This is a genomic window from Nesterenkonia xinjiangensis, assembly GCF_013410745.1.
Classification (GTDB): Bacteria; Actinomycetota; Actinomycetes; order Actinomycetales; family Micrococcaceae; genus Nesterenkonia; species Nesterenkonia xinjiangensis.
Map to the genome: position 1 here is coordinate 2876273 of NZ_JACCFY010000001.1, position 24567 is coordinate 2900839.

Sequence of the window (24567 nt, forward strand, 5' to 3'; positions counted from 1 at the left end):
GGGAGGGCTCAGCCCTGGGCCGGCTCAGCCCTGATCGCGCCGCACCCGCAGCAGACGGAAGCCCTTGGAGGTCTCGGGGCGGTCAGCCTCGAAGTCGTCGCCGACTGCGGCGAGCATCGAGCGGATCCAGGTCAGCAGCGAGTCCGCACCCAGGTTCTTCTGCACCACGAGCCAGGCTTCGGCGTCGTCGGCGAGCCGGGGGAGCCACAGCTCCAGCAGTTCGTGCAGGACGGCCTTGCCCACCCGGATCGGCGGGTTGGACCAGATGGTGGTGAATCGGACCCCTGAGGGGACCTCCTCCGGGGACATGACTCGCACATTGTCCAGGCCCAGCCGCTGCGCGTTCTCTGCACACAGCTCCCGGGATCGTTCGTTGACGTCCACGGCCCAGACCGTCGCCTCCGGTGCGCGCAGCGCCAGAGTGAGGGCGATCGGGCCCCAGCCGCAGCCGATGTCGAGCAGGTGACCCTCACGGGCCGGATCCGGCACGTGCTTCAGCAGCACCGCCGTTCCCTTGTCGATGCCGTCCGGGGAGAAGATTCCGCCGGCGGTCACCACGGAGACCTGTCGGCCGGCCAGCTCGACGTCGACCTCGCGGCGTCGCGCCGATCCCGAGGGGGTGGTGGAGAAATAGTGCTGAGAGCTCACAGGGTGATGCTATCGCCTCAGCCCGACAGGGGATTCGCCGTCGGGGCGAGAACCCCGTAAACTTGGTGAGCATGTGGATTCCTCACCCCTGATGCTCCCGTGAGCAGCGGCCTCCTGGTCGCCCACGGTCGAGCGCGCAGGCCTCATCGGTCGATGCCCGCCTGCCATCACCCTGCACGAGCTCTGGCCCGCCGTCTGCACGACGTGCCCGCCGGCCGGAGATGACCATCACGTCTCGAATCCGCATCCCTCTCCACGCACCGGAGGACTGATCCTCCACAGCGGGTGCCCTGCCCAGGTCGCACTGCACAGCTGGCGGCCTCCGCTAGTACCGCCGCAGCGCAGAGCCGTAGGATGGAAGGACCCTTCTGGGGGCCGGCCGGAGTCGAGATCCGGTACACAGGGACCCGTCGCTGACCGGCGGTCCCGACAAGGAGATCATGACGAACACCCATCAGGACAACACCACACCCAGCACCGGAGACGAGCAGCACGAGGACATCACGCCCGCTGCCGCAGCCGTCTCCGGTGACCAGGCCTCGGTCGATGCCACCATCGAACGCATCCTGGCCGCCGACGAGGCTCGCGCAGAGACGGTCACCCGCTCTGCCCGGACCCGTTTCGTCGCCGACCCTGCGCATCGTCGTGAGGGAGAGGCCGCCGGGCCCGACCGCCGATCTGTGCTGGACGGGCAGGCTCGGGAGCTCTCGGACCTGCGGACCCAGCACACCGAGGCCGACGGAGATCAGTTCGATCTGCTCGAGCGGCGCTCGCTGCGCCGCGTGGAGGGCCTCTCCACCGAGCTGGAGGACGTCTCCGAGGTCGAATACCGGCAGCTCCGCCTGGAGCGGGTCGTGCTGGCCGGTCTGTGGAGCGACGGGCCCATCGCCGAGGCGGAGCACTCGCTGCGCGAACTCGCCGCCCTGGCCGAGACCGCCGGATCCACCGTGCTGGACGGCTTCGTCCAGCGGCGCGCCACTCCCGATCCCGGCACGTTCTTCGGCTCCGGCAAGGCGGAGCAGATCCGCCAAGCCGTCGCCGAGCTCGGTGCGGACACGGTGGTCGTCGACTCTGAGCTGGCCCCGTCACAGCGGCGCGGGCTCGAGGACATCGTGAAGGTCAAGGTCATCGATCGCACCGGCCTGATCCTGGACATCTTCGCCCAGCACGCCAAGTCCCGGGAGGGCAAGGCTCAGGTGGAGCTGGCCCAGCTGGAGTATCTGCTTCCGCGGCTGCGCGGCTGGGGCGAATCGATGTCCCGGCAGGCCGGTGGACAGGTCGGCGGCGCCGGCGCGGGCATGGGATCCCGCGGTCCCGGTGAGACGAAGATCGAGCTGGACCGTCGGCGCATCAACACGCGGATGGCGAAGCTGCGCAAGCAGATCGCGGGGATGAAGCCTGCGCGTGACGCCAAGCGGGCCAACCGCAGGCGCAATGCGGTGCCCTCGGTGGCGATCGCCGGATACACCAACGCCGGGAAGTCCTCCCTGCTGAACCGCCTCACCGACGCCGGAGTCCTCGTGGAGAACGCGCTGTTCGCCACGTTGGACCCCACGGTGCGCAAGGCTGTCACCCCGGACGGGATCGGCTACACCCTCTCGGACACGGTCGGCTTCGTCCGGCAGCTGCCCACCCAGCTGGTGGAGGCCTTCCGCTCCACGCTGGAGGAGGTCGCCGACGCCGATCTGATTCTGCACGTCGTAGACGCCTCGCATCCGGAGCCGGAGGGGCAGATCAGCGCGGTCCGCAAGGTCCTCGCTGATGTCGACGCCCATGAGGTGCCGGAGATCATCGTGCTCAACAAGGCGGACATGGCCGACGACGTCGTCATCGAACGGATCCGTCGCCGGGAGTCGCGCACCGTGCTCGTCTCGGCGCACACCGGCCAGGGAGTCGACGATCTGCGGGAGCTGATCAGCGAGTCGATCCCGCGTCCGGACGTGGCGCTGGAGCTGCTGGTGCCCTACGCCGCCGGGGACCTCGTCTCTCGGCTGCACGGCTCCGATGCAGAGATCCTGAGCACCGAGTACCAGGCCGAGGGCACCCGGATGAGCGTACGGGTCCGGCCGGAGCTGGCCGCCGAGCTGCAGGAGCACGTCGTGGCCGGTGGTCCCACCGCTTCGGGGGACGCGCCCGCTGAAGGTCCGGACGCTGAAGGTCCGGACGCTGAAGGTCCGGACGCTGACGCCGAGGCGACGGACGAACCGGGCGCTGCATGAGCGCGGAGGCGCCCACCACCCAGTCCACCGGGCATCTGCGGTCGACCACGTTGCTCGAGCACGCCGTGACCGCCATGGGCGGTGTGCATCGGGAAGGCCAGGTCGACATGGCACGCCATGTCGACCATGCCCTTCGACGGCGGCGACACCTGCTCGTGCAGGCGGGCACCGGGACGGGCAAGTCGCTGGCCTACCTGGTGCCCGCCGTCGTGCATGCGCTGGACAGCGAGCGTCCGGTGCTGATCTCCACAGCGACCCTGGCGCTGCAGGCGCAGATCATGGGCCGTGACCTGCCGCGCCTGCTGGAGCAGCTGGGGGACGAGCTTGACCAGGGGATCAGCATCGCCCTGGTCAAGGGGCGTGCCAACTACCTCTGCAAGCACAAGCTCGAGGGCGGTTTCCCTCAGGACGATGAGGAGCAGGCGCTGTTCTCCTTCGGCGACGAGCCCGCCGGTGAATCCGCCCCGGAGCCCGGCTCTCGGTTGGGGCGAGAGGTCGTGCGCCTGCGCGAGTGGGCCGAGGAGACGGAGACGGGAGACCGTGACGACCTCCCCGAGGGGGTCTCGGACAAGGCCTGGCGGCAGGTCTCGGTCAATGCAGTGGACTGCATCGGACCGCGACGATGCCCGATGGCCTCCGAGTGTTTCTCCGAGCTGGCCCGCGAGCGTGCTGTGGACGCTGATCTCGTGGTCACCAATCACGCGATGCTGGCCATCGACGCCTTCGAAGGTCTGCAGGTGCTGCCCGAGCATGACGCGGTCATCATCGACGAGGCCCATGAGCTCGCTGACCGGGTGACCTCCGCCGTCACAGCGCAGCTGTCGGTGCAAATGATCCAGACGGCGGCGAACTCGCTGCGCCGGCACACGTCGCTCAGCGGAGAGGATCTGCAGGCTGCGGCCATCGCCGTCGACGCCGCCTTCCACGCCAAGGAGTCCGGACTGCTGGCACGTGGGCTGGACCCTCAGCAGACCCAGGCCCTCGAGATCGCCCGCAACGCGGCCCGCACCGCCCTCTCGGACAGCAAGCCCTCCGGAGACTCCGACGGCGACACCGGTCGCTCCACGGCTCGAGCCCGGGTGCAGGCGGTCCAGGAGACCGCGGAACGCATGCTGCAGTCTCCGGAGACCCCGGACGTCATCTGGCTGACCAGACCTGGAAGCTTCACCCCAGGAGTGGGATACCGCGAGGCCGACGTCACCGAGCCGCCGGTCGTGAACGTGGCCCCCACCTCGGTGGCCGGTCGGCTCCGCGAGGGGCTCTTCGGCGACAGGACCGTGATCCTGACCTCGGCGACGCTCACCATCGGAGACAGCTTCGAACCCGTCGCCGGCGCGCTGGGGCTGGGTGGGGAGAAAGCCCCTGCCTGGGATGGCGTCGACGTCGGCAGCCCATTCGAGTACCCGAAGCAGGGGGTGCTCTATGTGGCGAAGCATCTGCCGGCTCCGTCGCTGAAGACCGCCGACCAGCAGCGTGATGAGCTTGCCGAGCTCATCGAGGCCTCACGTGGGGCGACGCTGGCGCTGTTCTCCTCGCGCCGTGCGGCGGAGGAGGCGGCCGAGGACCTGCGTGAGCGGTTGGACGTACCGATCCTCTGTCAGGGAGACGCCACGATGTCGTCGCTGGTGCGGGAGTTCGCCGCGGACGAGGAGACCTGCCTGTTCGGCACCATGGGCCTGTGGCAGGGTGTCGACGTTCCCGGCCGATCCTGCCGACTCGTGGCGATCGACAGGATCCCCTTCCCCCGACCCGACGATCCGCTGATGAGCGCGCGCACCCAGGAGGTCGCGCGGCACGGAGGCAACGGCTTCATGCAGGTGGCTGCCACTCACGCCGCCACGCGACTGGCCCAGGGCGCGGGGCGGCTGATCCGCAGCGCCGAAGACAGGGGAGTGCTGGCCATCCTGGACTCCCGGCTGGCCACGGCGCGTTACGGGGGCTTCCTGAAGAAGTCCATGCCGGACTTCTGGCCCACGGTCAGCGGAGACATCGCTCGAGGCGCGCTCCGCAGGTTGGCGGACCACCAGTCCAGCGAGGGCTGAGTCCGCGCGGGCCTCCGTCCTTGGGTCAGAGGCTGCGCAGCACGGTGACGACCCGGCCCATGATGGTCGCCTCGTCGCCGAGGATCGGCTCGTAGCTGCGGTTCTGCGGCAGCAGCCACTGGTGCCCGTCGCGACGGCGCAGGGTCTTCACCGTGGCCTCCTCGTCGAGCAGCGCTGCGACGATGTCGCCGTTCTCCGCCGTATGCTGCCGGCGGACCACCACCCAGTCGTCCTCGAAGATGCCGGCCTCGATCATCGAGTCACCCCGGACCTGGAGCATGAACAGCTCACCCTCGCCGGTGAGCTGGCGGGGCAGAGGCATCACGTCCTCCACATGCTGCTCGGCCAGGATCGGGCCGCCGGCGGCGATGCGCCCGACCACCGGGATGTCAGTGGTCCGGCTGTCGGACTGCTCGCGATAGGCGTCCAGGTCCACCACGGCGCTGTCCACGGCGCGGCGGCGCTCCGCCGGCCCTTCTGAAGCCTGGGAGGTCTGCTCCGCGTCAGTGGGACCCTCAGCGGCCAGGAGGCGGCCTGAGGAGTCACGGATGACCTCCATGGCGCGCGGCTTCCCCGGGACTCTGCTCAGGTAGCCCATCTGCTGGAGACGAGCGAGCTGATGCGTCACCGAGGACAGCGACGCGAGGCCGCAGGCGTCCCCGATCTCACGCATCGACGGAGGATAGCTGCGCTCGGCGAGGGACTGCTGGATCACATCGACGATGCCGCGCTGCCGCTCCGTCAGGCGGGGAGCCTCCCCATGCGTCCGGTCCCGCGGCAGGTTCTTCTCAGCAGGTCGCTTCTCCACGGCCATGTCTCACGCCTCTCTCCGCAGGGTCTCATCGGGTTCGCGGCCGACTCCGGAACGTCACGAGGCCCAGAACGTGCAGTTCATGTCAGAGGGTCCTGATGGACTCTCCGACATGGACGCCCGATCGAACATCGCATCCGAAACTCGGTTCGAACATGTGGCTCAGGCTACGGGAACCGGGCGCCCGGGGCCAACATATTCGAACGCATGTCTGGTCCCGTGTCGAACATGTGTGCTAGAAATAGAACACAGCTTCGAACAGTCTTCGATGCCACAGTCAGTACGAGAGAGGTTCTTCCCCATGCGTCACTCGCACACCTCCTTCACCGCCCGTCCGGTCTCCGGTGCGGCTCACGCATCCGGCCCCCTTGCCTCGGTCGCTCTCGGGCGTCCCGGCATGACCCTGACTCGGCGGGGGCGGCTGCTGCTCATCGGCCTGCCGGCGCTCACTCTGCTGGCCGCCGCCCTGGTCGGACTCGCGCTGCTGGCCGGCAGCTTCGCCAACATGGCCCAGGCCTCGAGCCAAGAGCCCGCAGGTGTGGAGGCCGTCGAGGTCACGGTCGCCCCCGGCGACACGCTCTGGAGCGTCGCCTCGGAGCTGGACTCCGGCGAAGACGTCCAGGTCCTCATCGGGCAGATCGCGGAGCTGAACGGCCTCTCCTCCTCGGAGCTGCACCCGGGGCAGACCCTCCACGTTCCCGTGCTGGACTGATCGTCTGGTGGCCGATGGGCGTGACGCACTGCGTCAAGCTCAGGCTCCACGGTGGGGGCGGGGCCAGCTCCGCGAGTAGGATGGGCGCGTGAAATCTCAGCAGAACGGGGCCGGCGCGACGCCGACGACGGAGAACCCTGACCGATCAGACCGCCTGGCGCGGCTGCCCCTCCGGGATGAGCTGCGCGGGCAGGAGCCCTACGGAGCCCCGCAGCTGACCGTGCGGGCCATGCTCAACGTCAACGAGACCACCTATGACGTCCCCGCCGACGTCGTGGACGCGATCACCACAGAGGTCCGGCACGCCGCACAGTCCCTGAACCGTTACCCGGACCGCGAGTTCACCCGGCTGCGCGAGAAGCTCGCCGACTATCTGGGCCATGGGCTGAGTGCCGAGAACATCTGGGCGGCCAACGGGTCCAATGAGATCATGCAGCACATCCTGCAGGCCTTCGCCGGCCCGGGACGCTCCGTGCTGGCCTTCCCTCCCACGTATTCGATGTACCCGCTCTACGCTCGCGGGACCTACAGCGAGTACATCCCGGGCACTCGGGGGGAGGACTTCACGCAGAGCGCTGCGGACGTCGCCCGGCAGATCCGCGAGCACCGCCCTCATGTGGTGATCCTCTGCTCTCCCAACAACCCGACCGGCACCGCGCTGGGGCTCGATGTCGTCGAGGCCGCCTATGCGGCCGCCCTCGAGGGCGACACTATGGTCGTCGTCGACGAGGCCTACGGGGAGTTCCGGCAGAACGGTACGCCCTCGGCGCTGGAGCTGCTGGCCGGACGGGAACGGCTGATCGTCTCACGCACGATGAGCAAGGCCTTCGCTTTGGCGGGTGGACGGCTGGGCTACCTGGCCGCCGCGGAGGAGGTCACAGACGCGCTGCGGCTGGTGAGGCTTCCCTACCACCTCTCGGCGGTCACCCAGGCCACCGCGGAGGCGGCCCTGGACCACAGCGCGACGCTGATGGCCAACGTCGAGCGCATCAAGTCCCAGCGTGACCGCATTGTGGAGACGCTGAGCAGCTACGGGCTCACCCCCGCTCCGTCGGATGCGAACTTCGTCTTCTTCGGCGGCCTGAGCGATGAGAAGGCCGCCTGGCAGCATCTCCTCGATGACGGCATCCTCATCCGCGACGTCGGCATCCCCGGCCACCTGCGGGTGACTGCCGGCACCGAGGAGGAGACAACCGCCTTCCTCGAATCGCTGCGGCGCCATCTGGGGCGCTGACCCCGGGCCGTGGCCGGGGCGTTCCACCGTCTGAGACCGCTGTCGTGCACGCTGAGGCCTTCCACAGCGGTGCGTAGACTGGACTACGGCGTCACCAGACCCACCCCCCCCGTACCTCACGAGCAGGAGCCATGGGAGCAGAACTGATCTCGGGCCGCGCGGCCCAGATGGAACGAGTGACCTCCGAGTCCAGCGTGCGCGTCCGCATGGACCTCGACGGAACCGGCACCTCGAAGATCTCCACCGGTGTGCCGTTCTTCGACCACATGCTCACCGCCTTGTCGAAGCATTCGCTGATCGATCTGGAGATCGAGGCCAGCGGAGACACCCACATCGACGTCCACCACACCGTGGAGGACACCGCCATCGTCATCGGTGAGGTGCTGCGCACCGCCCTGGGCGACAAGGCGGGCATCCGCCGTTTCGGCGAGGCGACGGTCCCGCTGGACGAGGCGCTGGCGCAGGCGATCGTCGACGTCTCCGGTCGCCCGTACCTGGTCCACACAGGCGAGCCCGAGGGGCAGCAGTACCACCTGATCGGCGGCCATTTCACCGGATCCATGACCCGTCACGCCTTCGAAGCGGTCACGTACCACTCCGGGATCTGCCTGCACATGCGTGTGCTGGCCGGACGGGATCCCCACCACATCGTGGAGGCGCAGTTCAAGGCCTTCGCCCGAGCTCTGCGTGCCGCGGTCGAGTCGGACCCGCGGGTGGAAGGCATCCCCTCGACCAAGGGAGCGCTGTGATGGCGAAGCCTGAGGTCGTCGTCCTGGACTACGGCTCCGGCAACGTCCATTCCGCGGTCCGAGCCCTGGAGCGCGTCGGCGCCCAGGTCACGTTGACCCGGGACACCCAGCAGGTGCTCGACGCCGACGGGCTCGTCGTCCCGGGAGTGGGCGCGTTCGCCGCGGTGATGGAGGCCTTGACGTCCATCGACGCTCCACGCTGGATCGGACGTCGAGTGGCCGGTGGGCGCCCCGTGCTGGGCATCTGCGTGGGGCACCAGATCCTCTTCGAGCGCGGAGTGGAGCATGGGATCGCCGCCGAGGGGATGGGGGAGTGGCCCGGAGAGGTCACCGCCCTGCCGCAGGACGTGGTCGTCCCCCACATGGGGTGGAACACCGTCCGCCCGGCGCGGGACTCGGTGCTCTTCGACGGCATCGAGGACGAGCGCTTCTACTTCGTGCATTCCTATGCCGTCCAGGAGTGGGGCTTCGACCAGACGGTGGACGCCATGTCTGCGCCGAAGGTGACGTGGTCCCACCACGGGGCGGACTTCATCGCCGCCGTGGAGAACGGCCCGCTGGCCGCCACCCAGTTCCATCCCGAGAAGTCCGGCGACGCCGGCATGCAGCTGCTGAAGAACTGGATCGAGAGCCTCTGATCCGCTGGGCCGCCGCATCGGCCAGCCCGCTACGACCACCCGCAGGACCACCGCCGCAGGAAGAGAGATCCGCCGCCATGGCTGAGAGCGCCCCCGAGAACACTCCCGAGACCGCCACCGTGCCCGCCCTGGAGCTGCTGCCCGCCGTCGACGTCGCCGACGGCCAGGCCGTCCGCCTGGTGCAGGGGGAGGCAGGTTCCGAGACCGGCTACGGAGATCCACTGGAGGCGGCCCTGACCTGGCAGCAGCAGGGGGCCGAGTGGATCCATCTGGTGGATCTCGACGCCGCTTTCGGCCGCGGGCACAACCGTGAGGTGCTGTCCCGCGTGGTGAAGGAGCTGGACATCAAGATCGAACTCTCCGGAGGCATCCGCGACGACGAGTCGCTGGACCGCGCTCTGGAGTTCGGCGCGACCCGGGTGAACCTGGGCACCGCCGCCTTGGAGGACCCCGAGTGGACTGCTCGCGCCATCGAGCGCCACGGCGAGGCCATCGCGGTGGGACTCGATGTCCGCGGCGAGACCCTGGCCGCCCGTGGCTGGACCAAGGAGGGCGGCAACCTCTGGGAGGTGCTGGAGCGCCTCGAGGACGCCGGCTGCCCGCGGTACGTGGTCACCGATGTCACCAAGGACGGCACCCTGCGTGGGCCCAACACCGATCTGCTGGCGGAGGTCTGCCGGCGCACCGCCAAGCCCGTGGTGGCCTCCGGCGGGATCTCTTCCCTGCAGGACGTCTCCGCGCTGGCCAAGATGGTCTCCCACGGCGTGGAGGGCGCCATCATGGGCAAGGCGCTCTACGCGGACAAGTTCACCTTCCCCGACGCACTGAAGGCGGCGGCCGCCTCGGCATGACGCACCATCACCGCGAACAGGGGCACCGGCCGGACCCGGCACGGAACCCGCTGGACCAGGGCGCCGGGGTCGCCGAGGACACCGAGTGCTCGGCCCGTGAGCTTCCGTCCCACATCGCGAACCTGCTGCAGCGTCAGTCGCGTGCGGCCGACGGTCGGCCTGCGGACTCTGCGGGCATCCCCTGGGAGGGCCGGAACCTCTCCGGAGAGGGGAATCCGCTGCATGCCTTCGACGGCGACGACGGCCGAGCTGCTGTGCAGATCGTCACGGCGCGTCAGAGGCTGCTGGCCGGAGAGCTGGACGAGGCCGGATTCGTCGCCGCGCTGCAGGGGCAGAGGCTCTTCGTCCCGGTGATCGCCACCGTCGGCGAGCACGGGGAGGCCGACGCCGGCGCCCCTGCTGGTGACAAGGAGGCCGACATCGCTCTGGTGACCATCACCTCCGCCTCGGGGCGTCCGGCCATGCCGATCTTCACCTCAGTGGAGGCGCTGACCTCCTGGCACCCTGAGGCTCGTCCCGTGGCCGCAGAGGCTGAACGGGTCATGCTGGCGGCCCTGGCCGAAGAGTCCGAGCTGGTGGTGCTGGATCCGGGGGCGGACTTCACCTTCGTGGTGCGGCGCCCGGCTGTGGTGGCCCTGGCCCAGGGCGGGCAGTGGACACCCTCATATCAGGACCCGCAGGTGGCCGCGGCGCTGGAGGGAATCGTGGAGCAGTGCCTGGGCGTGGCCCGGCTGGTGATGGCTCCCGGCAGGGGCGTGGGCACGGCGACCTCGTCTGGCACATCGATCGCCGGGGGCGGCAGCGGGCCGGAGCTCAGGATCGGGGTGGTGCTGGAGCCCGGGGTGGATGCGATCGACGGCCGGCTGGCGCTGGCCAGTGTGCAGGCGTCTCTGGAGGACCTCACGGTGCTCCGGCAGAGGGCGGACTCTGTGGAGGTCGTGCTGGCCCGCGAATCTGGCTGAGCGGAGCAGCCACGAGGCGCACCAGAGGTGGTCGGCCGAGACCTGGCGCCTCCTGCCGGTCAGCGCAGCTCCGTCTCCTCCGTGGTCTGCAGGAGTTTCCTGCAGATCTCCCGCAGGGCTGCGGCCTCGTCCTCGTCGACGCTGTCATGGAAGATCTGCCGGATGTGCTGGGCGTGGACCGCTGAGGCCTCCCGGAAGACCCGGCGCCCTTCCTCGGTCAGCGTGGCGGTCATCCCGCGACGGTCGGTCGGGTCCGCGCACCGGCTGATGAGCCCGCGGGCCTGCAAGGACTTGGCCTGGTACGAAAGTCGTGAGGGGGAGAAGACCATCCGCTCGGCGAGCTCCCCCATGCGCAGCTGATTGCCTGTGGCCTCGGTGAGCAGGAGCAGCAGGTTGTAATCGGTCAGGCGCAGTCCGGTGGTGGCGTGGAGGCGCTTCTCCATCTTCACATTGATGGTCGCCGCAGTCTCCACGAATGAGCGCCAGGCCCGTGCCTTGATGGAGGATCCGGTGAGGTCCTGAGCCGCTGGAAGAGCCTCGGCCGAAGAGTCCTGGTCGTCGTCGCCCTTGATGGCGGTCACGCGGGCACCTCCTGCGTGCATCAGTCGTGCGGTGATCGAAGCCTGTTCAGTCTACGTCACCCCAGCTGAGGGGCATCTGAGGCGCCGCGCGGGCGTGCGACGGCACAGTCAGGGCGCCCCGCGGACTTCGCGAGGCGCCCTGACTGTGCCGAGTCGTGCTGAGTCGTGCTGGTGAGTGTGAGGTCAGTCGTCGATGTGGATGACCTCGGCCGAGGTGACGTCCACCGCGATCTCTCGGCCGTTGTCGAGCTCGATGTCCCAGACGACGTCGCCGCCCTCGGTGTCGAGCTGTGCCTCGTCCACGAAGGCGCCGGCCGGATCGCCGGCGTGCTCCTCAGCGGTCTGGAAGGCCTCGGCGATATCGATCTCGATCGCGTCGATCTCGCGCAGATCGTCAGAGTCGGGGGCGTCGTCGTCCTCGGTGTGGACGATCTCGCCGCTGGCCTTCTCCGTGTGGAGTTCACGCTCGATGCCGTCCACGGAGATGTGCCACTCGTAGCGGTCGTCGTCGGATTCCACCTCGAAGACCACACCGTCCGGGTACTCGGCCTGTACGGTCTCCAGGCCGCCGTAGAGCGGGTGGTCCTCACCGGAGGCTGACGGCTCGTCCTCCTCGGCGGGGTCTTCCTCTGCCGTGGCGTCAGCGTCCTCCGCCGGGTCGGTCTCGTCAGCCTCGCCCTGTGCGTCGTCGGCAGCGTCCTCGTCCTCGGTGCCGATGGTCACGGTGGAGTTCGGCTCGCCGTCGCCTGAGGTGTCCAATGTGTCGTCGGGGCCGCAGGCGGTCAGGGCCAGAGCAGCCAGAGCGGCAACGGACAGTCCGGTGATCGTCGCGGGAGAGAGGGTGCGGGAGGCCGGGGTCATAGTGTGCTCCTTGGAGGGGACATGCTCGGAGGGTGCCTGGGGCGAGCGCTCGTGGTCATCGTGCGTGTTCTTCTGCATGCTCAGCATTCTGTGCACCGCAGATGAGAGATCGATGAGACCCTGATGAGGTCTTGATGAGAACCGCCGGTGTGGATCTTCCGACGCGGGATCAGTCGGAGTCCTCGTCCACGGTGTCGGGGTCGCCGCCGATGTTGTTGTCCTCGACGGGGTTGTCGCCCTCGGGCACGATGGCGCCGTTGCGGGCGTCGACGATCACGGTGTTCTCGGAGGTTGCGCCCTCCACCGTGATGGTCCAGACGACGAGGTCACCTTCGCGGCCCTCCAGTCGGGCGTCGAGGACTAGCCCGGACGATTCGGTCCGGGCGATCTGCATGGCGCGCAGCATGGGCACCTCTGCCTCCGGCGCCACCTCCTGCAGCGACTCCTCGGCTCCGCCGCCGTCCAGCGTCTCGACGTCTGCGGTGCCTTCCTGATTGGTCACCACGGTGCGGACCTCCTCTCCGTCGACGAGGATGTCCACTGTCATGCCGGTCTCATCCGCACCGGTCTTGTCGAAGGCGACGGCCTTGCCCTCTTCCACGCCCAGGGCGGTGTTGACCGCCTGGAGGGCCACGTCCCGGGTCAGGTCGATGTCATCGGCGTCATGGGGGTTCTCCGCGGAGGGCTCGGTCGAGGGCGCGAGGGTCTCGTCTTCGTCCACACCGTCCGGCTGCTCGGGCGCGTCGTCGTCGGGGGAGCCGCAACCGGCCAGAAGGCTCGCCGAGACGGCGATCGCGACCAGGGCTGCGGAGCTGCGGGATGCACTGAACATGCCTCCATCTCTATCGTCGCGACCTCCATGGATCCTGGATGTGTCCTCGATGAGCTCACCGATCCGACGTGTCATATGGGCCAGGCCCACTGGATCATCCGCGGCCCCTCGGGCCGCAGGTGCACGGCGCGTCCCGGAGTCGGGCGTCTCAGCACGGGGACGTTCACGGCGAAGAAGTCGGCCTGTGACCGGTGGGTGGGGCTGAGCAGCATGTTGCTCGGTGAGGACCGGGCGTGGTGGGACCAGGGGATCTGCGAGTACAGGGAGCTGCTCGGCGTGGCAGCGCCGACCACCTGCACGCCCCGATGGATCCAGGTCTCCACCGTGCGGTGCTTCTGCGGGTCGAGGCGATCGGCGTCGTCCAGCAGCAGGACCCGTGCTGGGGGCTCGTCCGTCCACGGATCGTCTGCACCCCAGAGCACAGCATCCTCGAGCTGACGGGCCAGCACCTCCAGGCAGGTGCTCCGCCCGGTTCCGGAGGTCCCCAGGATGAGGGTGGCCGGCGCGTCTCTCCAGCCCACGAGCCGCTGGGTGAACTGTTCGACGCCGATGACGGCTTCCGCCCTCCCGGGGGCTCCGGCGGGGCAGGGGACCGCCGCACGCACCTGTTCGAGGGAGATCTGCTCCGGCAGCGGCTGTACCGAGATCTGTGGCCGGACGGAGTTCCGCGGGTGAACCGCAGGACCGCGAGTGGAGGCGCCTGAGCCCTGTGGTGTCGCGTCCGTCTCGGGCACGGTGACCAGCTGGATCTCCGCTCCTGGGCACGGGTGATCGGTGTCGAGGAGGATGCCGCGGCCGGGGAGGCTGTCCACCGGGCGGAGCTTGGGCCACAGCATCCGGGTGTCCTGGGAGACCCCGTGGGGAAGATAGACCCGGCGCGGCAGGCGGGAGCCGACGCGGCCGCTGGACAGCTCGCGCCCGCCGGAGAGCACCACGGAGATCCCGACGTCAGCGCCCTCGCTGATCAACGTGCCCAACAGGTGCTCCATCTGTCCCCCGCCGGGCCCTTGGGAGGCCTGGTGCCATTGGGGGTAGCCGCTGACCACCAGGACGATCTCTTCGTCATCGGGAGACGTCAGGACGCTGCAGGTGCGCCGAGCGCTGAGCTCGTCCTGGAGGAGCTGGAGCAGGTGCTCCACCTCGGCCGGGTGGTCCTCGGTCAGCCAGCTGGCCAGCGCCGGGTGGTCGGCGAAACGCTGCAGGGACCGGTCGCCGTCGAGCAGGTGCACCTGCCAGCGGGGGCAATCCGGCCCGGCGACGCCGCGGAGCAGCTGCGAGGCCAGCGCGACGAGGACCTCGCGACCCCCTGACCCGCCCTCGCCGATCAGGCCGAGGCTGCCGTCTCGGCGGGGATCCCACGGCACCTGGACCTGGTCCTGTTCGCTCGGCAGGTCCACGCGGCCCAGCACCGGCGGCCCGTCTCTTCCGCCTCGGGCGGCGCGCGGATCGAGGTCCTGGGCCAGCGGGGGCACCAGAGGCGTATGGCGACGAGTCCTGCCCGATGCTTGGCAGGCACGGCCGAGGGCACGGACGACGTGCTGGGTGGCCGCCCCGCCGGAGTGGGCGCCCTGTGCCGGCGGGCGAGTGCTCCGGGCCGGCGACACCGCCAGCTTCTCGGTCGCAGCGGTCAGCAGACCTGTCTGGAAGGGGATCGGCTGCTCTCCGGGTCGACGCAGGATCCCGCGGCCGGGAAGGTTCCGTGGGATCCTGCCGGCGTCCACGGTCCCCACGAGGTCACGGGACTCGTCTTCGCTGCGCAGTCGCAGCGTGATGATGCTGCCGATGTTGGCGCGGATGTCGGCGGTGACGACCCCCTGGGGGCGCTGAGTGGAGAGCACCAGGTGCAGGCCCAGCGATCGCCCCAGCGTGGCCAGGCGCATGAGCTCGTCCATGGTCTCAGGGAGCTCATGGGAGAAGATCCGGAACTCGTCGATGACCACCAGGATCCGTGCCAGCGGCTCCTGCGGGCGCAGCCGCCGATACTCCGGGTAGTCCCCCGCCCCGGCGTCCAGGAACAGCCGCTCTCGGCGCACCAGCTCGGAACGGATGCCCTCCAGGGTGCGTTCAGCCTGGGCTTGGGAGAGGTCGGTGATCAGCCGCAGCGAATGCTCCAGCTCGGCCAGGTGTTGGAAGCTGGCGCCGCCTTTGAAGTCGAAGAGCACCAGCGCCAGCTCCTCCGGGCCGTAGCGGGCGGCCCACCCCAGGATCAGCGCCTTGAGCAGCTCGGACTTCCCCGAGCCGGAGGTCCCCGCCAGCAGGATGTGCGGACCGTCCTCCACCAGGTCCAGGTACTCCTCACCGGCGGCGCTGCGGCCCAGCACTGAGAGCAGGGACCCAGCGGCTGACCGGTCCAGCAGCTTGGACGGCAACGGAATCTCCAGCTGATCTGGGACGATCCCCTCAACGAGGAGCGCCGCGCAGTATGGAAGCGCCAGACGCAGGAGATCTTCCAAGCTCGCTCGGGAGAGACCGTCGACCACCAGTCCACGGGCCCCGCCGGACCCGCCATCGATGCGACGGCGGTCGTCGCCGTCCGGCGCCCCTGCCGGATCGGAGAGCGCCCGGTCGACCTCGCGGTGACGCAGCTCTTGGGCGTCGAGATCGATCTCCCAGGCTGAGCGCTCGCCGGGGGCTCTTGAGCACGTCTCCGGAGTCCGGTGCGTGAGCACGCACCAGCCGTGCCGCAGGGCGTCGTGGAGCTGGTCCACGGTGACCGGCTCATCGACCAGCAGCACCGCCGGCGGTGCCGGAGCCTGCAGAGCGTCAGGACGGAGCTGACCGGCGGGCACCACGGTGACCTCGTGATCCTCCAGGACCGAGGGCCAGTGCTCTGGACTCCCGACCACGAGGATCTCGGGTCGGGCAGTGCGCTCGCGGATGATCAGCTGGGCGAGGATCCAGTGCAGGAGCCGGCGACGGACCCGTGGCGGGCCGCTGATCGTCAGCTGCTCACCGGGGCGCAGCGGCACTCCGATGCCGCACTGCACCAAGACGCCCTCCATCTGCCGCGTCGTGGCAGGCAGACCCACCGCCGGGGAGGTCACGCCGTGTCCCAACCGCACCACCGGGGCCGGCGCCGAACCGGTTTCGACGGGTGTCTCCTGCGGTGAGGAGCTGACCGGCGCGTCGTGCTCTGCGGTGCCCGCACGAAGCCGTCGGACCAGAGCCCCGGGAGTGTCCAGCCGATCGTCGACACGATCGGCCCACCGAGAGGCGGCCACGTCCACTGCGGCGCGAAACCGACGACGCCGGCGGGCCGCGTCGGCCACGGTCGCGGCCGCCACCAGCGCGGACACTGCGCTGAAGAGCAGGAAGAACCACATGCCTGTCACGAGCACCAACACGATGCCGATGATCAGGGGTACGCAGGCCATCATGAGCATCATCCGATGCTTGCCCTCCGGCGGAACTTCCTCCACGGGCTCCAGAGGGGGCGGCCAGAGACCGGGAGCGGCAGGGGGCGGTGCTCCGGTGACCAGACGCAGCGTGGCGTCTCCGACGTGAAGGGGCTCCCGGCTCGTCCACGGGGTGGTGGGGTGTCGAGGACTTCGCCACGACCGCGGGGTCTTCGTTGACACGGTCACTGAACGGGCACCGACGTCGATGAAGCAGTGTTCCCGTGCGATGCCTGGGTCGGCGAGCGGGACGGCGACGGATCCTCGGCCTATCGTGTGCCGGCCTCGCGGCAGCGCGAGCAGACGACCTGCGTCCGGCCCCTCGTCCACGCAGAGCTGCAAGGGCGTGACATCACTAGGTGCCGCTCGGCGCTTCTGCGGCTCGCCTGGTCTGTCGATGGTGGAGCCCGAGGCTGTGGGGTGGAAGACCACCACCATGCCTGGGTGGATCCGCGGCGACCCCGGGGGCAGTGCGGCCAGCGGCACGCCGGCGACGGTGGCCTCCACCGGCCTCGGGGATGTCCCAGCCCAGATGGTCAGCGCGTCGTGGAGCTGCGCGCCGGACGGGCGGGCGGCGCCGTCGATACGAAGTCTTGCGTCATATGTGCCATATCCCGGCGCCGAGCGCCGAAGGGCCTGCCAGCGGTGCTGGGGCATCGCCTCCGGTGTGGTGACCACTGTCAGGGTCAATGACAGTGGTCCTCCTCAACAGCGTATCGACCGGCGTCGGCGAGGCCAGCCTAGCCATGTGGCAGCGTTCAGGGAGCCCAGCTCTGACAGAACTGTGGATAACTCCGAAGAAGGGCTCTGTGCCGTCGAGTTATCCACAAGCTGCGTCATCCTTGTGGCTCGTGTCTCATCTGCTGGCTAGGGTGTTGCTCTGTGAGTCCGGCCAGGGACGGGCCGGAAGGACGGGGATCGGCAGGGGAGCCGAGCCCCGGTACCAGGACCGGCGCTGGGAGACGCCGGATGACAGCCGGCACAGCACAGAGGGGGACGAGTCGTGGATGCTCTGACGATCGTGGAGGAGGAGGTCCGGAGCAGATCCGTCTGTGCGGACTGGACCCGGCGGAAGATCGGGGCGGCCTCCGAGACATGGTCGAGGCCGCAGTCGATGAGTATGACAGGCGCTCGATGGTGAGCTCCCTGCCGCTGATCGGTGAGCTGGAGGCGGCAGTCAAGCACATCCTGGACTCGGTGGCGGGTTTCGGAGAGCTTCAGCCCCTTCTTGAGGACGACACCATCGAAGAGATCTGGATCAACGGTCCGCAACTTGTTCGCTAGATATATCCATCTAGGGACGATTTGGAGCACCACACCATGACCACGATCACCATCGACCAGCACGTCAACCCCACCAGCACCCGCTACACCGTCCGCGCCGAAGACGGCACACGCATCGGCAGCTACGTCCAGGCCCACGGGGCTCACGACGTCCAGGGCATCTACCCCGCGAACCCCATCGACCCCGACGGCGAACCCTGCGACCTGCGAGGCCTCGGACGCGGCTGCATTGAGGCTATCGCCTACCTCTGCGACTGCGCAGGCGTCACCGGCTACCGCATCCAGGAGATGCCCGGACTCGTCGAGGTCTCCGACGACCTGCGAGCCTCGATCCTCGCCGCCGTCGAGGACGCCGGAGGCATGGAACAGATCACCGTCTCGCAGATGTTCCGAGCCGCGAACGACCTCGGCGTCGGTGCTCACGTCTTCGCCGCCGTGCTGCCCCTCTCCGAGCTCACCGGACGTGTCAGCGGCTCCCGGTAGCCTCCCAGGCCAGTAGGCCCCCGGTGTTGCTTGCTCCATCACCGGGGGCCTACTCATGTCCGGCACCGGCCCGGAGCCCTTCACCGGCCCGTACCCGCACGGCTACTCTCGGCGCATGGACGACGCCCTACCCGACACCTGCCCCACCTGCAGAGGCGCGATCAGGCCGCGCCCTATCCCGCGTCGCGAGCAGACGCTCACCGAGACCTCACGGTCTCGGAAGTGGACGTGCCCCCGTGGCTGCTACGACGGCCCGGTCAACACTCCGCCCGCACGATAGACCGGCACACCAGAAGCCGGCAGCTCAGCCGCCGGCAGGGACTCCCCAGCGCTGAAACCACCTCGAGGCGGTCGCCAGCGTCTCGGCCACATGCCGCCCTGCCAACAGCTCAGCATAGGCCCGTTGCTGGCCCTTGCTGTCCCGCTCATCCCTGCCCAGGGCCTTCACGCCGCGCCAGATCACACGGACCCCGAACGACGCCGGGAACGTGATCGGGAACGTGACCCCCTCGACCCTCTCCACGGCGACGACGGGGCTGTGTGAGTACCGGTTGCGGGCGAACCTCACGCCCTGAACCGTCTGCCCCGCCGCGTCGTTGCTGCGGGCCTCCCGGTACCCCGTGGCCGTCTTCTCCAGACGCTCATTGAGCATCTGACACCACCACGCGCATTCCAGGACGGCAGCCTCTACCGGGCGCGTGTCCTCGGGCCGGGAGATGAGGGCACGCTCTGCCACCCGGTAGCGCTCAGTCGCCGCGTCGAGGCCCGTCGCCCCGAAGATCAACCGCTCATCTGTCATGGCCCTGAGCCTACGGCGGCAGACAGCAGAAACCCCGGATCCCAGAAAAACGGGAAACCGGGGGGAGATCTCGCTATGGCCGTAGGGGGGCGACCTCGCCACCGGGGAGGGGATACCCCCTGGGGTGGAGTCGGCCCGTGGAGTTGGCGCGGACGGGAGCAGCAGAAAGGATGGAAACATCTGCTCCCGTCCGCGCCGGATTCCTCACTGTGGACGCGTCGGCCAGGGCGCGCCCTACGTGAGGCACTGGCCGCGCCGGAGGCTGTGGAGCAGCGCAGAGAGTCGCTGTCGCAAGGCCTCCGACGTGGGCGGCGCGGCCAGTGGTCTACAGGTGCGAGGGTCAGCCCTCGCCGCCGATGACGACCTTGGCAATAGCCCCGTGATGCGGGAAGCCGAAGCCCACCCGGCACGTGACCTTCAGCGCCACACGGTCACTGGTGAAGTACACGTCACTGGACACGTCGAGTTCGATGTCCTGCGACAGTGCGACGTAGATGTGACGGTGGTCCAGGCCCCACACGGTGCCCTCAGAAACGTGAGGGGAGGGGATCAGCGGACGCCCCAGGAGGTCCCCGTTTTCAAGCAGCACCCGGTTTGAATCGGACGCGTCCTTGAGCTGCAGAATCTGCAACATCGTCGCGGGGTGGGCCACCCAGCCGGAGACCTCCCCCTCATTCGTGGCCACGTCGAGGGCTGCCTCCTGGAACGCATCCAGGTTCTCGAGGGTAGCGACGGTCAGCGCGTCGAGGTCCAGGGACTCGAGCCCACTCGGGGCGTTCGCGTTCGTGGAGGCGAGGTCACCGAAAAATGCCTGATCCACCTTGCGGCCTGCCTCGCGGGCCAGGGACTGGCCGACACGCTGCGAGGCTTCGGGGGTGGAGTCGCGGGCGAGCTCGCGAGTGATCGGCACGATGCCAGCAACCTTCTTCGGGTCGATCACGATCTCGTCCAGTTCGGGGGCGTCGGTGACGATCTCCTGACCCTCGGCCACCCATTCGGCGGACGGGTCTTCGCGCCACACGGGGATTCGCAGCTCTGAACGCTGCTGGTACCGGTGGACGGTGGTCAGCTGCGGGGCGGCGGGGAGGGCGTCACCCTCGGGGTGGACGCCGCCGCCGAGGGCGAGGGATGAACGGAACAGTGGGTCAAGTACCAGGTCCGTGTACTCGGGCTGCAGCAGCCCGGATGCGCCAGTGGTGGCGGTGGTGAAGCTCATGAGGTGTTCAGCCTTTCGGGAGGACGGCGGGGCGCGTGACCAGTGCCAGACGGGCGCGCAGCGTGGCCCGCTGCGGTCAGGTGGCGTGTCCCCGCCTGTGATGGTGGGGTGTGGTTCCGCGCCGCGTCCTGGCGGCTGACGGTGCCCCTCCTGGGGGCTGAACGGTGAGGTGCGGTCTTACTCTGCCGGGTGCCCTCCTGGGGCGGTCTTCCCTGGCATGGCCGACCTCACCGTTCAGCATATCAGCGCCGGTGGTGGGTGCCGGTGGCTGGGAGGGTCAGCGGCGGTGGGCTGCGCCCTTGATGAGGTCGTCCCATGAGGTACTGCTGCCCTGGCGGTCGATCTGGTTCTCGAGGCCTCGGAACGGATTGGGCAGGCCGAGTTCTCTGGCCGCCTTCCGGTCGGCTTCGCGGATGGCGGGAATGCTGAAGGTACCGTCGTCGGCCCGGAAGTCCTCGAGGGCGTAGCCGAGCCTGCGCAGCGGTTCGGCGCTGCGCAGGGTACTGAGGTGCTTGCCGACCTCGGCCCACTGGTAGGCGTCTAGCTGCTCTTGCAGGGCCGCGTTCTGCTGCTGGGCTGCTTCGAGCTGTGTCTCCGTCTCGCGGAGCCTGCGCCGGTACTTCGCGGCCTCGTTGCGGCGTCCGGTGGTCTCGTCGGCGTCGCTGGTGCCGTCCTCGCCGTCCTGGTCGCCCTCAGAGTGGCCCTCGGGGCTGCTGGTGGCGTCCTGGTGGCCCTCGGGGGCGTTCTCGGGGCTGCTGGTGGGCTCCCGGCCCTCCTGACTGGCTGCTGTGTGCTCCTGTGAGCGGCTGGGAGTCTCGGGGCGGGCGCTGGTGCCCTCGGGGGCCTCCTGGCCGTCCTGGGCGCTGCTGGCGGCGTCCTGGCTGGCGTTGCTGCTGGTGGTGGTGTTGCTGGTGGTGGTCATGGGGTCATCCCTCCTGGTCGGTGGTGTTGTTGTCGGCGTGGAGCAGTTCGCGCTGCGTCTGGTCTTGCATCTGCGACAGGCAGGCCTCGGCATTGCCCCCGGTTGCGGCGTTGATCGCTGAGATGCTCATAGCGGCGAGCGCTTCGACGGCTCGGAGCAGGTCGTCGCCGTCGAGGTCGTCGAGCACCTTGGCGCGGTGCGGGTCTCCTCGGTAGACGGCGAGGGTGTAGGCGTAGGCCCTGGCTCGAATGTGGGCGGGGAAGTAGGCGGCTTCGCCCGGTGGTGGTGTGTGGCTCATGGGTGTGGTGTCCCTTCGCGGTCTGAAGTTCGCTGGATAGTGGTGGTGCGGTTCTGGCGTAGTGTGCTGGTGGAAGTGCAAGTGCGCTTATATAAAGCGCACTTAGCGCACTTCCGTAGCGCGCTGTTCAGCACGGTTAGCGCAGTTCAGCGCAGTTAGGTTTTCGCGGGTAGCGCGTACTCCTTCCCGCCGCCTCGTCCCTGCCTCGGACGGGCCACCACTCGGCCAGTGGCGACATGCTCGTCAAGCGCCTGCCGGATGAGGTTGTTGTCCCCGGCGATGCTCTTCTCGATCAGACGTTTCGACTGCCAGCCCTCGGCATCTGACAGGTGCTCGAGCACCCTGTCGCGCAGCTGCTCGAGCTTGCCCGTGATCCTGTGCTGCTTCCGGCTACCCCCGGCGATGCGCAGCGCCCCGTCGTTGAACTCGATCAGCGCCTCGGGGAAGTCCACTTCCCGGCCGTAGGCCTTGAAGTAGCGGTCAGATGCGGGGTTGTCGGCCTCGGCTCGGACAAGGGTCCACATGGCATCATTGCTGGCCAGCAGCGCCGAGTCACCGCGTGCCCGCTCCGAGTTGTGGCCGGTATGGGTGACGATCAGTGACTCGTCCGCGCCAGCCTCGGCCATGAGCTCGTCCCAGGAGGTGAGGAACCTCCCGGCCTCGCGGTTCTCGTCGAGGCCGAGGGCGTCGAGGACGGGCCGCAGGTTGTCCAGGACGACCACCTGCGAACCCTCGAGGGCGCGCGCCCATCGGGTGCGGGTCGCCGGGTCGAGCACGTTGAACCTGGACAGGTCACCGCGCAGGGACAGCACCCGGACGTGTTCGGCGTTGTGGATGCGCTGGGCCGCCAGCCACCGGGCGAGCTGTCCGCGCCCCATCTCCGTGTCGATGAGGGTGACCCCGGCCTCGGCGGGTTCAACGCCGAACCTGTCGAGTAGCGGGTCGCCGTCTGCGAGGCTGCGCAGTAGGTTCGCCATGAGGGTTGTCTTCCCGGCCTTCGGCGGGGCGGCGAGTAGCACCCTGCCGCCCCTGGGCCAGAGGTCTTCTACCCTCCATGCGGTTTCCTCGTCCGCGTGGTCGTGGATGAACGCGTCGAGGCCTGCCGGGGCAGGGATGGTGGTCTCTGCTGCCTGCTCGGCGGCGAGGGCGCGGCGGGCGTCCTCCCTGGCGCGGAGGCTGCTCACCTGCTGGCGGACGCGGGCTGCGTGGACCTGCTCATCCAGCGCCACCGGGTCGGCTACGTCCTCCCGTCCGCCGAGCACGGTGGCGAGGGCGGCGTTCCACAGGTGCGGGCCGACGTCGTCAGGGACGTCGCCGTGACGACGTTCCACGGTCCGCAGGTAGCTCCGGTGAGTGGTCTCGACTGCCTGCCGCTGCTCATGGGGCAGGCCGTCGAGAATGTCCCGGATCAGGCCGTGACTCTTGGGGTACTGGTTGCGCAGTACGGTCATGTCGGGGGCTGTGGTCACGTGTCCGCCTCCTGCCTGCGCTGGGCGATCTGGCGGGCGCGCTCGCCGGGGTAGCTGGGGATGTCGGCCCGGTCGGCTCCGGTGATCCAGTAGGTGCCCGTGGGGTGTGCGTCTGCGTACCGGCCTGCGCAGTGGGCGACTCTGCTGAGGATGGCGGGGATGTCCTCGCCGTAGCCGCGTCCGGTGCCGTGGTTGTGTTCACGGCGGCAGAACGGGCAGCGGACGACGACGCCGAGGGTGTACCGGGGCACGCCGAGTTCGTCGGTGCCGTGTGGCCCGGACCAGTAGACGCGGATCGTCTCGGCCTCGGCCAGGAGGGGAATGTCTTCCCAAGTGGGGGCGCTGGTGTGTCGGCTCATGGTGTGCCCTCCTGCCCTGTGATGGGGCGGAGTTCGCACACGTGCACTTCACCGTGGAGCCCACGGGAGCGGGCCCGCTGGACGGCCTTCTGGGCGGCGTCGAGGGATAGGTGTACCTTGCGCCGGTAGCGGGGCTGGCCGTGGGCGGTCTGTACCTGTGTCAGGGCGACGTAGACGCCTGTGATGCGGGCGGTGAGGTCGAGGCGTGGCCCGTCCTCGACGGCGGGGACAGGGGCAGGCTGGTCGCTGGTGACTGTGTTCCCACGGGTACCGGGGTGGGGTATCATGGTGGTGTCGTCAACGACGCGGCATGGTTCTCCTTCGTCCGCAGCGCCCCGGCCCTCTCCGGTCGGGGCGCTGTTGTGTGCGCTGGTCATGCGCCTTCACCTCCTGGGTGAGGGGTGAGGGCTGCGACGATGCGTTCCCGCTGCTCGCTGGTGAGTGGGGGAGCGGTGGCGAGGGTCTTGGCGACTGCGGCCTCGAGCTTCGCGGCGGCGAGCTCTCGGCGGGCCTGGTCTGCGGCCTGTTGGTCCCCGTACCGTGTTGCGGCTCCGAGGCGGGCGCGCGCCTGTGAGATGTCCGAGGGCATGAAAATGGCTCCCTGGAAATTGGGCAGCGCGGGGCTGCTCAGCTTCCGGGAGCCGTTGGGCTACACACGCGGTCTGCGTGCCCGTGGTCCATGCATGTAGCGGCATGGAGCGCATGGGTCAGCCTGTGGCTGACTCGCCACCTATGCTAATGCATCGGGCTTAAGCAATCACCGCGACACGACGACCAGATGCGACCGCCTCGACATGGGCGCGGATGAGCTGGTCCACCCGGTGGCTCAGGACGGCACCGCACTCACCGCATGGCAGGTTCCACGCTCCGCCCTCGGGTGGGCTCCCCTCTGCGAGGCGGCGCGGATCGACGTGTGGCCCGCGCCGAGACTGGCCGACCCGCAAGCCCCTCACGGTCCCGCCGAGCGTCAACGTCAGGCCCGTCGAGTGCGCTCGCCGGTCGTTGCGCTTCTGGTGGTCCAGGCGTACGCGCACAGCCTTGCCGCCTCCTGCGGCCCGTAGTGCCGCGTCCAGCTCATCCGACGCCAGCAGGCGCGCAGCGGCCACCCGGCCGGGGTCCAGTGCCTGCAACCGTTCTCGCTGCTCGTCGGTGACGTCGCCGTCCTCTGGCGTCGGCAGTCCGGTCAGCAGGCTTGCCATGTC

Annotated in this window: 24 protein-coding genes; 10 read left to right on the forward strand and 14 right to left on the reverse strand. The window is 69.2% G+C overall.

Annotated elements, in window-relative coordinates; translation table 11 throughout:
- Nucleotides 1–24 precede the first annotated feature (24 nt).
- Nucleotides 25–648: a methyltransferase gene (locus HNR09_RS12940; RefSeq protein WP_179542420.1), complete on the reverse strand. Its 624-nt coding sequence runs from the start codon at nucleotides 646–648 to the stop codon at nucleotides 25–27.
- Between the two features lie 440 nt (nucleotides 649–1088).
- Here HNR09_RS12940 and hflX point away from each other — a divergent pair, with 440 nt between their 5' ends.
- Nucleotides 1089–2867, forward strand: coding sequence for a GTPase HflX (gene hflX, locus HNR09_RS12945; protein WP_179542421.1), 1779 nt, complete (start codon nucleotides 1089–1091; stop codon nucleotides 2865–2867).
- Nucleotides 2864–4909, forward strand: coding sequence for an ATP-dependent DNA helicase (locus HNR09_RS12950; protein ID WP_179542422.1), 2046 nt, complete (start codon nucleotides 2864–2866; stop codon nucleotides 4907–4909). Before hflX ends, HNR09_RS12950 begins: the two co-directional genes overlap by 4 nt.
- A gap of 25 nt (nucleotides 4910–4934) precedes the next feature.
- On the opposite strand, the gene lexA is transcribed toward HNR09_RS12950, so the two are convergent.
- A complete protein-coding gene (gene lexA, locus HNR09_RS12955; protein ID WP_179542423.1) occupies nucleotides 4935–5723 on the reverse strand; it encodes a transcriptional repressor LexA in 789 nt (262 codons plus the stop codon).
- 298 nt (nucleotides 5724–6021) lie between these two features.
- Between lexA and HNR09_RS12960 the strand changes: the two genes are divergently transcribed.
- The 6 genes from HNR09_RS12960 (at nucleotide 6022) to HNR09_RS12985 (ending at nucleotide 10866) form a co-directional block, all read left to right on the forward strand.
- Nucleotides 6022–6432 carry a LysM peptidoglycan-binding domain-containing protein gene (locus tag HNR09_RS12960; RefSeq protein WP_246348838.1) on the forward strand — a complete coding sequence of 137 codons (411 nt, stop codon included), beginning with the start codon at nucleotides 6022–6024 and terminating at the stop codon, nucleotides 6430–6432.
- A gap of 88 nt (nucleotides 6433–6520) precedes the next feature.
- On the forward strand, nucleotides 6521–7666 hold the full coding sequence (locus HNR09_RS12965) for a histidinol-phosphate transaminase (RefSeq protein WP_179542424.1): 1146 nt from the start codon (nucleotides 6521–6523) through the stop codon (nucleotides 7664–7666).
- A 131-nt stretch (nucleotides 7667–7797) separates the two neighbouring features.
- Complete coding sequence (gene hisB, locus HNR09_RS12970) at nucleotides 7798–8415, forward strand: imidazoleglycerol-phosphate dehydratase HisB (RefSeq protein WP_179542425.1); 618 nt, start codon at nucleotides 7798–7800, stop codon at nucleotides 8413–8415.
- The gene (gene hisH / locus HNR09_RS12975) at nucleotides 8415–9053 is read left to right on the forward strand and encodes an imidazole glycerol phosphate synthase subunit HisH (RefSeq protein ID WP_179542426.1); all 639 of its coding nucleotides are present in this window, start codon (nucleotides 8415–8417) and stop codon (nucleotides 9051–9053) included. The genes hisB and hisH overlap by 1 nt, the downstream gene beginning before the upstream one ends.
- A 77-nt stretch (nucleotides 9054–9130) precedes the next feature.
- Nucleotides 9131–9904, forward strand: a complete 774-nt coding sequence (gene priA / locus HNR09_RS12980; protein ID WP_179542427.1) for a bifunctional 1-(5-phosphoribosyl)-5-((5-phosphoribosylamino)methylideneamino)imidazole-4-carboxamide isomerase/phosphoribosylanthranilate isomerase PriA — start codon at nucleotides 9131–9133, stop codon at nucleotides 9902–9904.
- The gene (locus HNR09_RS12985; protein ID WP_179542428.1) at nucleotides 9901–10866 is read left to right on the forward strand and encodes an SseB family protein; all 966 of its coding nucleotides are present in this window, start codon (nucleotides 9901–9903) and stop codon (nucleotides 10864–10866) included. The genes priA and HNR09_RS12985 overlap by 4 nt, the downstream gene beginning before the upstream one ends.
- A 59-nt stretch (nucleotides 10867–10925) precedes the next feature.
- Here HNR09_RS12985 and HNR09_RS12990 read toward each other — a convergent pair whose 3' ends face one another.
- The 4 genes from HNR09_RS12990 to HNR09_RS13005 all read right to left on the reverse strand — a co-directional run bounded on the left by HNR09_RS12990 (nucleotide 10926) and on the right by HNR09_RS13005 (nucleotide 17225).
- The gene (locus HNR09_RS12990) at nucleotides 10926–11447 is read right to left on the reverse strand and encodes a MarR family transcriptional regulator (RefSeq protein ID WP_179542429.1); all 522 of its coding nucleotides are present in this window, start codon (nucleotides 11445–11447) and stop codon (nucleotides 10926–10928) included.
- 183 nt (nucleotides 11448–11630) lie between these two features.
- Nucleotides 11631–12386, reverse strand: coding sequence for a hypothetical protein (locus HNR09_RS12995; protein WP_179542430.1), 756 nt, complete (start codon nucleotides 12384–12386; stop codon nucleotides 11631–11633).
- Between the two features lie 91 nt (nucleotides 12387–12477).
- Complete coding sequence (locus tag HNR09_RS13000) at nucleotides 12478–13140, reverse strand: PepSY domain-containing protein (RefSeq protein WP_179542431.1); 663 nt, start codon at nucleotides 13138–13140, stop codon at nucleotides 12478–12480.
- 71 nt (nucleotides 13141–13211) lie between these two features.
- Nucleotides 13212–17225, reverse strand: a complete 4014-nt coding sequence (locus HNR09_RS13005; RefSeq protein ID WP_179542432.1) for an FtsK/SpoIIIE domain-containing protein — start codon at nucleotides 17223–17225, stop codon at nucleotides 13212–13214.
- Between the two features lie 405 nt (nucleotides 17226–17630).
- On the opposite strand from HNR09_RS13005, the gene HNR09_RS13010 reads away from it, so the two are divergent.
- Both HNR09_RS13010 and HNR09_RS13015 read left to right on the forward strand, forming a co-directional pair.
- Nucleotides 17631–17819, forward strand: a complete 189-nt coding sequence (locus HNR09_RS13010) for a hypothetical protein (RefSeq protein WP_179542433.1) — start codon at nucleotides 17631–17633, stop codon at nucleotides 17817–17819.
- Nucleotides 17820–17855: 36 nt separating this feature from the next.
- A complete protein-coding gene (locus HNR09_RS13015) occupies nucleotides 17856–18302 on the forward strand; it encodes a hypothetical protein (RefSeq protein ID WP_179542434.1) in 447 nt (148 codons plus the stop codon).
- A 304-nt stretch (nucleotides 18303–18606) separates the two neighbouring features.
- Here HNR09_RS13015 and HNR09_RS13020 read toward each other — a convergent pair whose 3' ends face one another.
- The 8 genes from HNR09_RS13020 to HNR09_RS13055 form a co-directional block, all read right to left on the reverse strand.
- Nucleotides 18607–19101 (reverse strand): hypothetical protein, encoded by a 495-nt coding sequence (locus HNR09_RS13020; RefSeq protein WP_179542435.1) that lies wholly within the window; start codon nucleotides 19099–19101, stop codon nucleotides 18607–18609.
- A 340-nt stretch (nucleotides 19102–19441) separates the two neighbouring features.
- Nucleotides 19442–20317 carry a phage major capsid protein gene (locus HNR09_RS13025; RefSeq protein ID WP_179542436.1) on the reverse strand — a complete coding sequence of 292 codons (876 nt, stop codon included), beginning with the start codon at nucleotides 20315–20317 and terminating at the stop codon, nucleotides 19442–19444.
- Between the two features lie 277 nt (nucleotides 20318–20594).
- The gene (locus HNR09_RS13030; RefSeq protein WP_179542437.1) at nucleotides 20595–21239 is read right to left on the reverse strand and encodes a hypothetical protein; all 645 of its coding nucleotides are present in this window, start codon (nucleotides 21237–21239) and stop codon (nucleotides 20595–20597) included.
- Between the two features lie 4 nt (nucleotides 21240–21243).
- The gene (locus HNR09_RS13035; protein ID WP_179542438.1) at nucleotides 21244–21537 is read right to left on the reverse strand and encodes a hypothetical protein; all 294 of its coding nucleotides are present in this window, start codon (nucleotides 21535–21537) and stop codon (nucleotides 21244–21246) included.
- 155 nt (nucleotides 21538–21692) lie between these two features.
- The gene (locus HNR09_RS13040) at nucleotides 21693–23006 is read right to left on the reverse strand and encodes an AAA family ATPase (protein WP_179542439.1); all 1314 of its coding nucleotides are present in this window, start codon (nucleotides 23004–23006) and stop codon (nucleotides 21693–21695) included.
- Complete coding sequence (locus HNR09_RS13045; protein WP_179542440.1) at nucleotides 23003–23365, reverse strand: hypothetical protein; 363 nt, start codon at nucleotides 23363–23365, stop codon at nucleotides 23003–23005. The genes HNR09_RS13040 and HNR09_RS13045 overlap by 4 nt, the downstream gene beginning before the upstream one ends.
- A 373-nt stretch (nucleotides 23366–23738) precedes the next feature.
- Entirely contained in the window at nucleotides 23739–23954 is a 216-nt protein-coding gene (locus HNR09_RS13050; protein WP_179542441.1) for a hypothetical protein, read from the reverse strand.
- Between the two features lie 160 nt (nucleotides 23955–24114).
- Nucleotides 24115–24564, reverse strand: coding sequence for a hypothetical protein (locus tag HNR09_RS13055; protein WP_179542442.1), 450 nt, complete (start codon nucleotides 24562–24564; stop codon nucleotides 24115–24117).
- Nucleotides 24565–24567 lie beyond the last annotated feature (3 nt).

Excerpts from the sequence above, each read along its gene's own strand:
- hflX (WP_179542421.1), top strand. The coding sequence starts at position 1,089 with ATGACGAACACCCATCAGGACAACACCACACCCAGCACCGGAGACGAG.
- HNR09_RS12950 (WP_179542422.1), top strand. The coding sequence starts at position 2,864 with ATGAGCGCGGAGGCGCCCACCACCCAGTCCACCGGGCATCTGCGGTCG.
- lexA (WP_179542423.1), bottom strand. The coding sequence starts at position 5,723 with ATGGCCGTGGAGAAGCGACCTGCTGAGAAGAACCTGCCGCGGGACCGG.
- HNR09_RS12960 (WP_246348838.1), top strand. The coding sequence starts at position 6,022 with ATGCGTCACTCGCACACCTCCTTCACCGCCCGTCCGGTCTCCGGTGCG.
- hisB (WP_179542425.1), top strand. The coding sequence starts at position 7,798 with ATGGGAGCAGAACTGATCTCGGGCCGCGCGGCCCAGATGGAACGAGTG.
- hisH (WP_179542426.1), top strand. The coding sequence starts at position 8,415 with ATGGCGAAGCCTGAGGTCGTCGTCCTGGACTACGGCTCCGGCAACGTC.
- priA (WP_179542427.1), top strand. The coding sequence starts at position 9,131 with ATGGCTGAGAGCGCCCCCGAGAACACTCCCGAGACCGCCACCGTGCCC.
- HNR09_RS12985 (WP_179542428.1), top strand. The coding sequence starts at position 9,901 with ATGACGCACCATCACCGCGAACAGGGGCACCGGCCGGACCCGGCACGG.
- HNR09_RS12995 (WP_179542430.1), bottom strand. The coding sequence starts at position 12,386 with ATGCAGAAGAACACGCACGATGACCACGAGCGCTCGCCCCAGGCACCC.
- HNR09_RS13000 (WP_179542431.1), bottom strand. The coding sequence starts at position 13,140 with ATGTTCAGTGCATCCCGCAGCTCCGCAGCCCTGGTCGCGATCGCCGTC.
- HNR09_RS13010 (WP_179542433.1), top strand. The coding sequence starts at position 17,631 with ATGGTCGAGGCCGCAGTCGATGAGTATGACAGGCGCTCGATGGTGAGC.
- HNR09_RS13015 (WP_179542434.1), top strand. The coding sequence starts at position 17,856 with ATGACCACGATCACCATCGACCAGCACGTCAACCCCACCAGCACCCGC.
- HNR09_RS13020 (WP_179542435.1), bottom strand. The coding sequence starts at position 19,101 with ATGACAGATGAGCGGTTGATCTTCGGGGCGACGGGCCTCGACGCGGCG.
- HNR09_RS13025 (WP_179542436.1), bottom strand. The coding sequence starts at position 20,317 with ATGAGCTTCACCACCGCCACCACTGGCGCATCCGGGCTGCTGCAGCCC.
- HNR09_RS13030 (WP_179542437.1), bottom strand. The coding sequence starts at position 21,239 with ATGACCACCACCAGCAACACCACCACCAGCAGCAACGCCAGCCAGGAC.
- HNR09_RS13035 (WP_179542438.1), bottom strand. The coding sequence starts at position 21,537 with ATGAGCCACACACCACCACCGGGCGAAGCCGCCTACTTCCCCGCCCAC.
- HNR09_RS13045 (WP_179542440.1), bottom strand. The coding sequence starts at position 23,365 with ATGAGCCGACACACCAGCGCCCCCACTTGGGAAGACATTCCCCTCCTG.
- HNR09_RS13050 (WP_179542441.1), bottom strand. The coding sequence starts at position 23,954 with ATGCCCTCGGACATCTCACAGGCGCGCGCCCGCCTCGGAGCCGCAACA.
- HNR09_RS13055 (WP_179542442.1), bottom strand. The coding sequence starts at position 24,564 with ATGGCAAGCCTGCTGACCGGACTGCCGACGCCAGAGGACGGCGACGTC.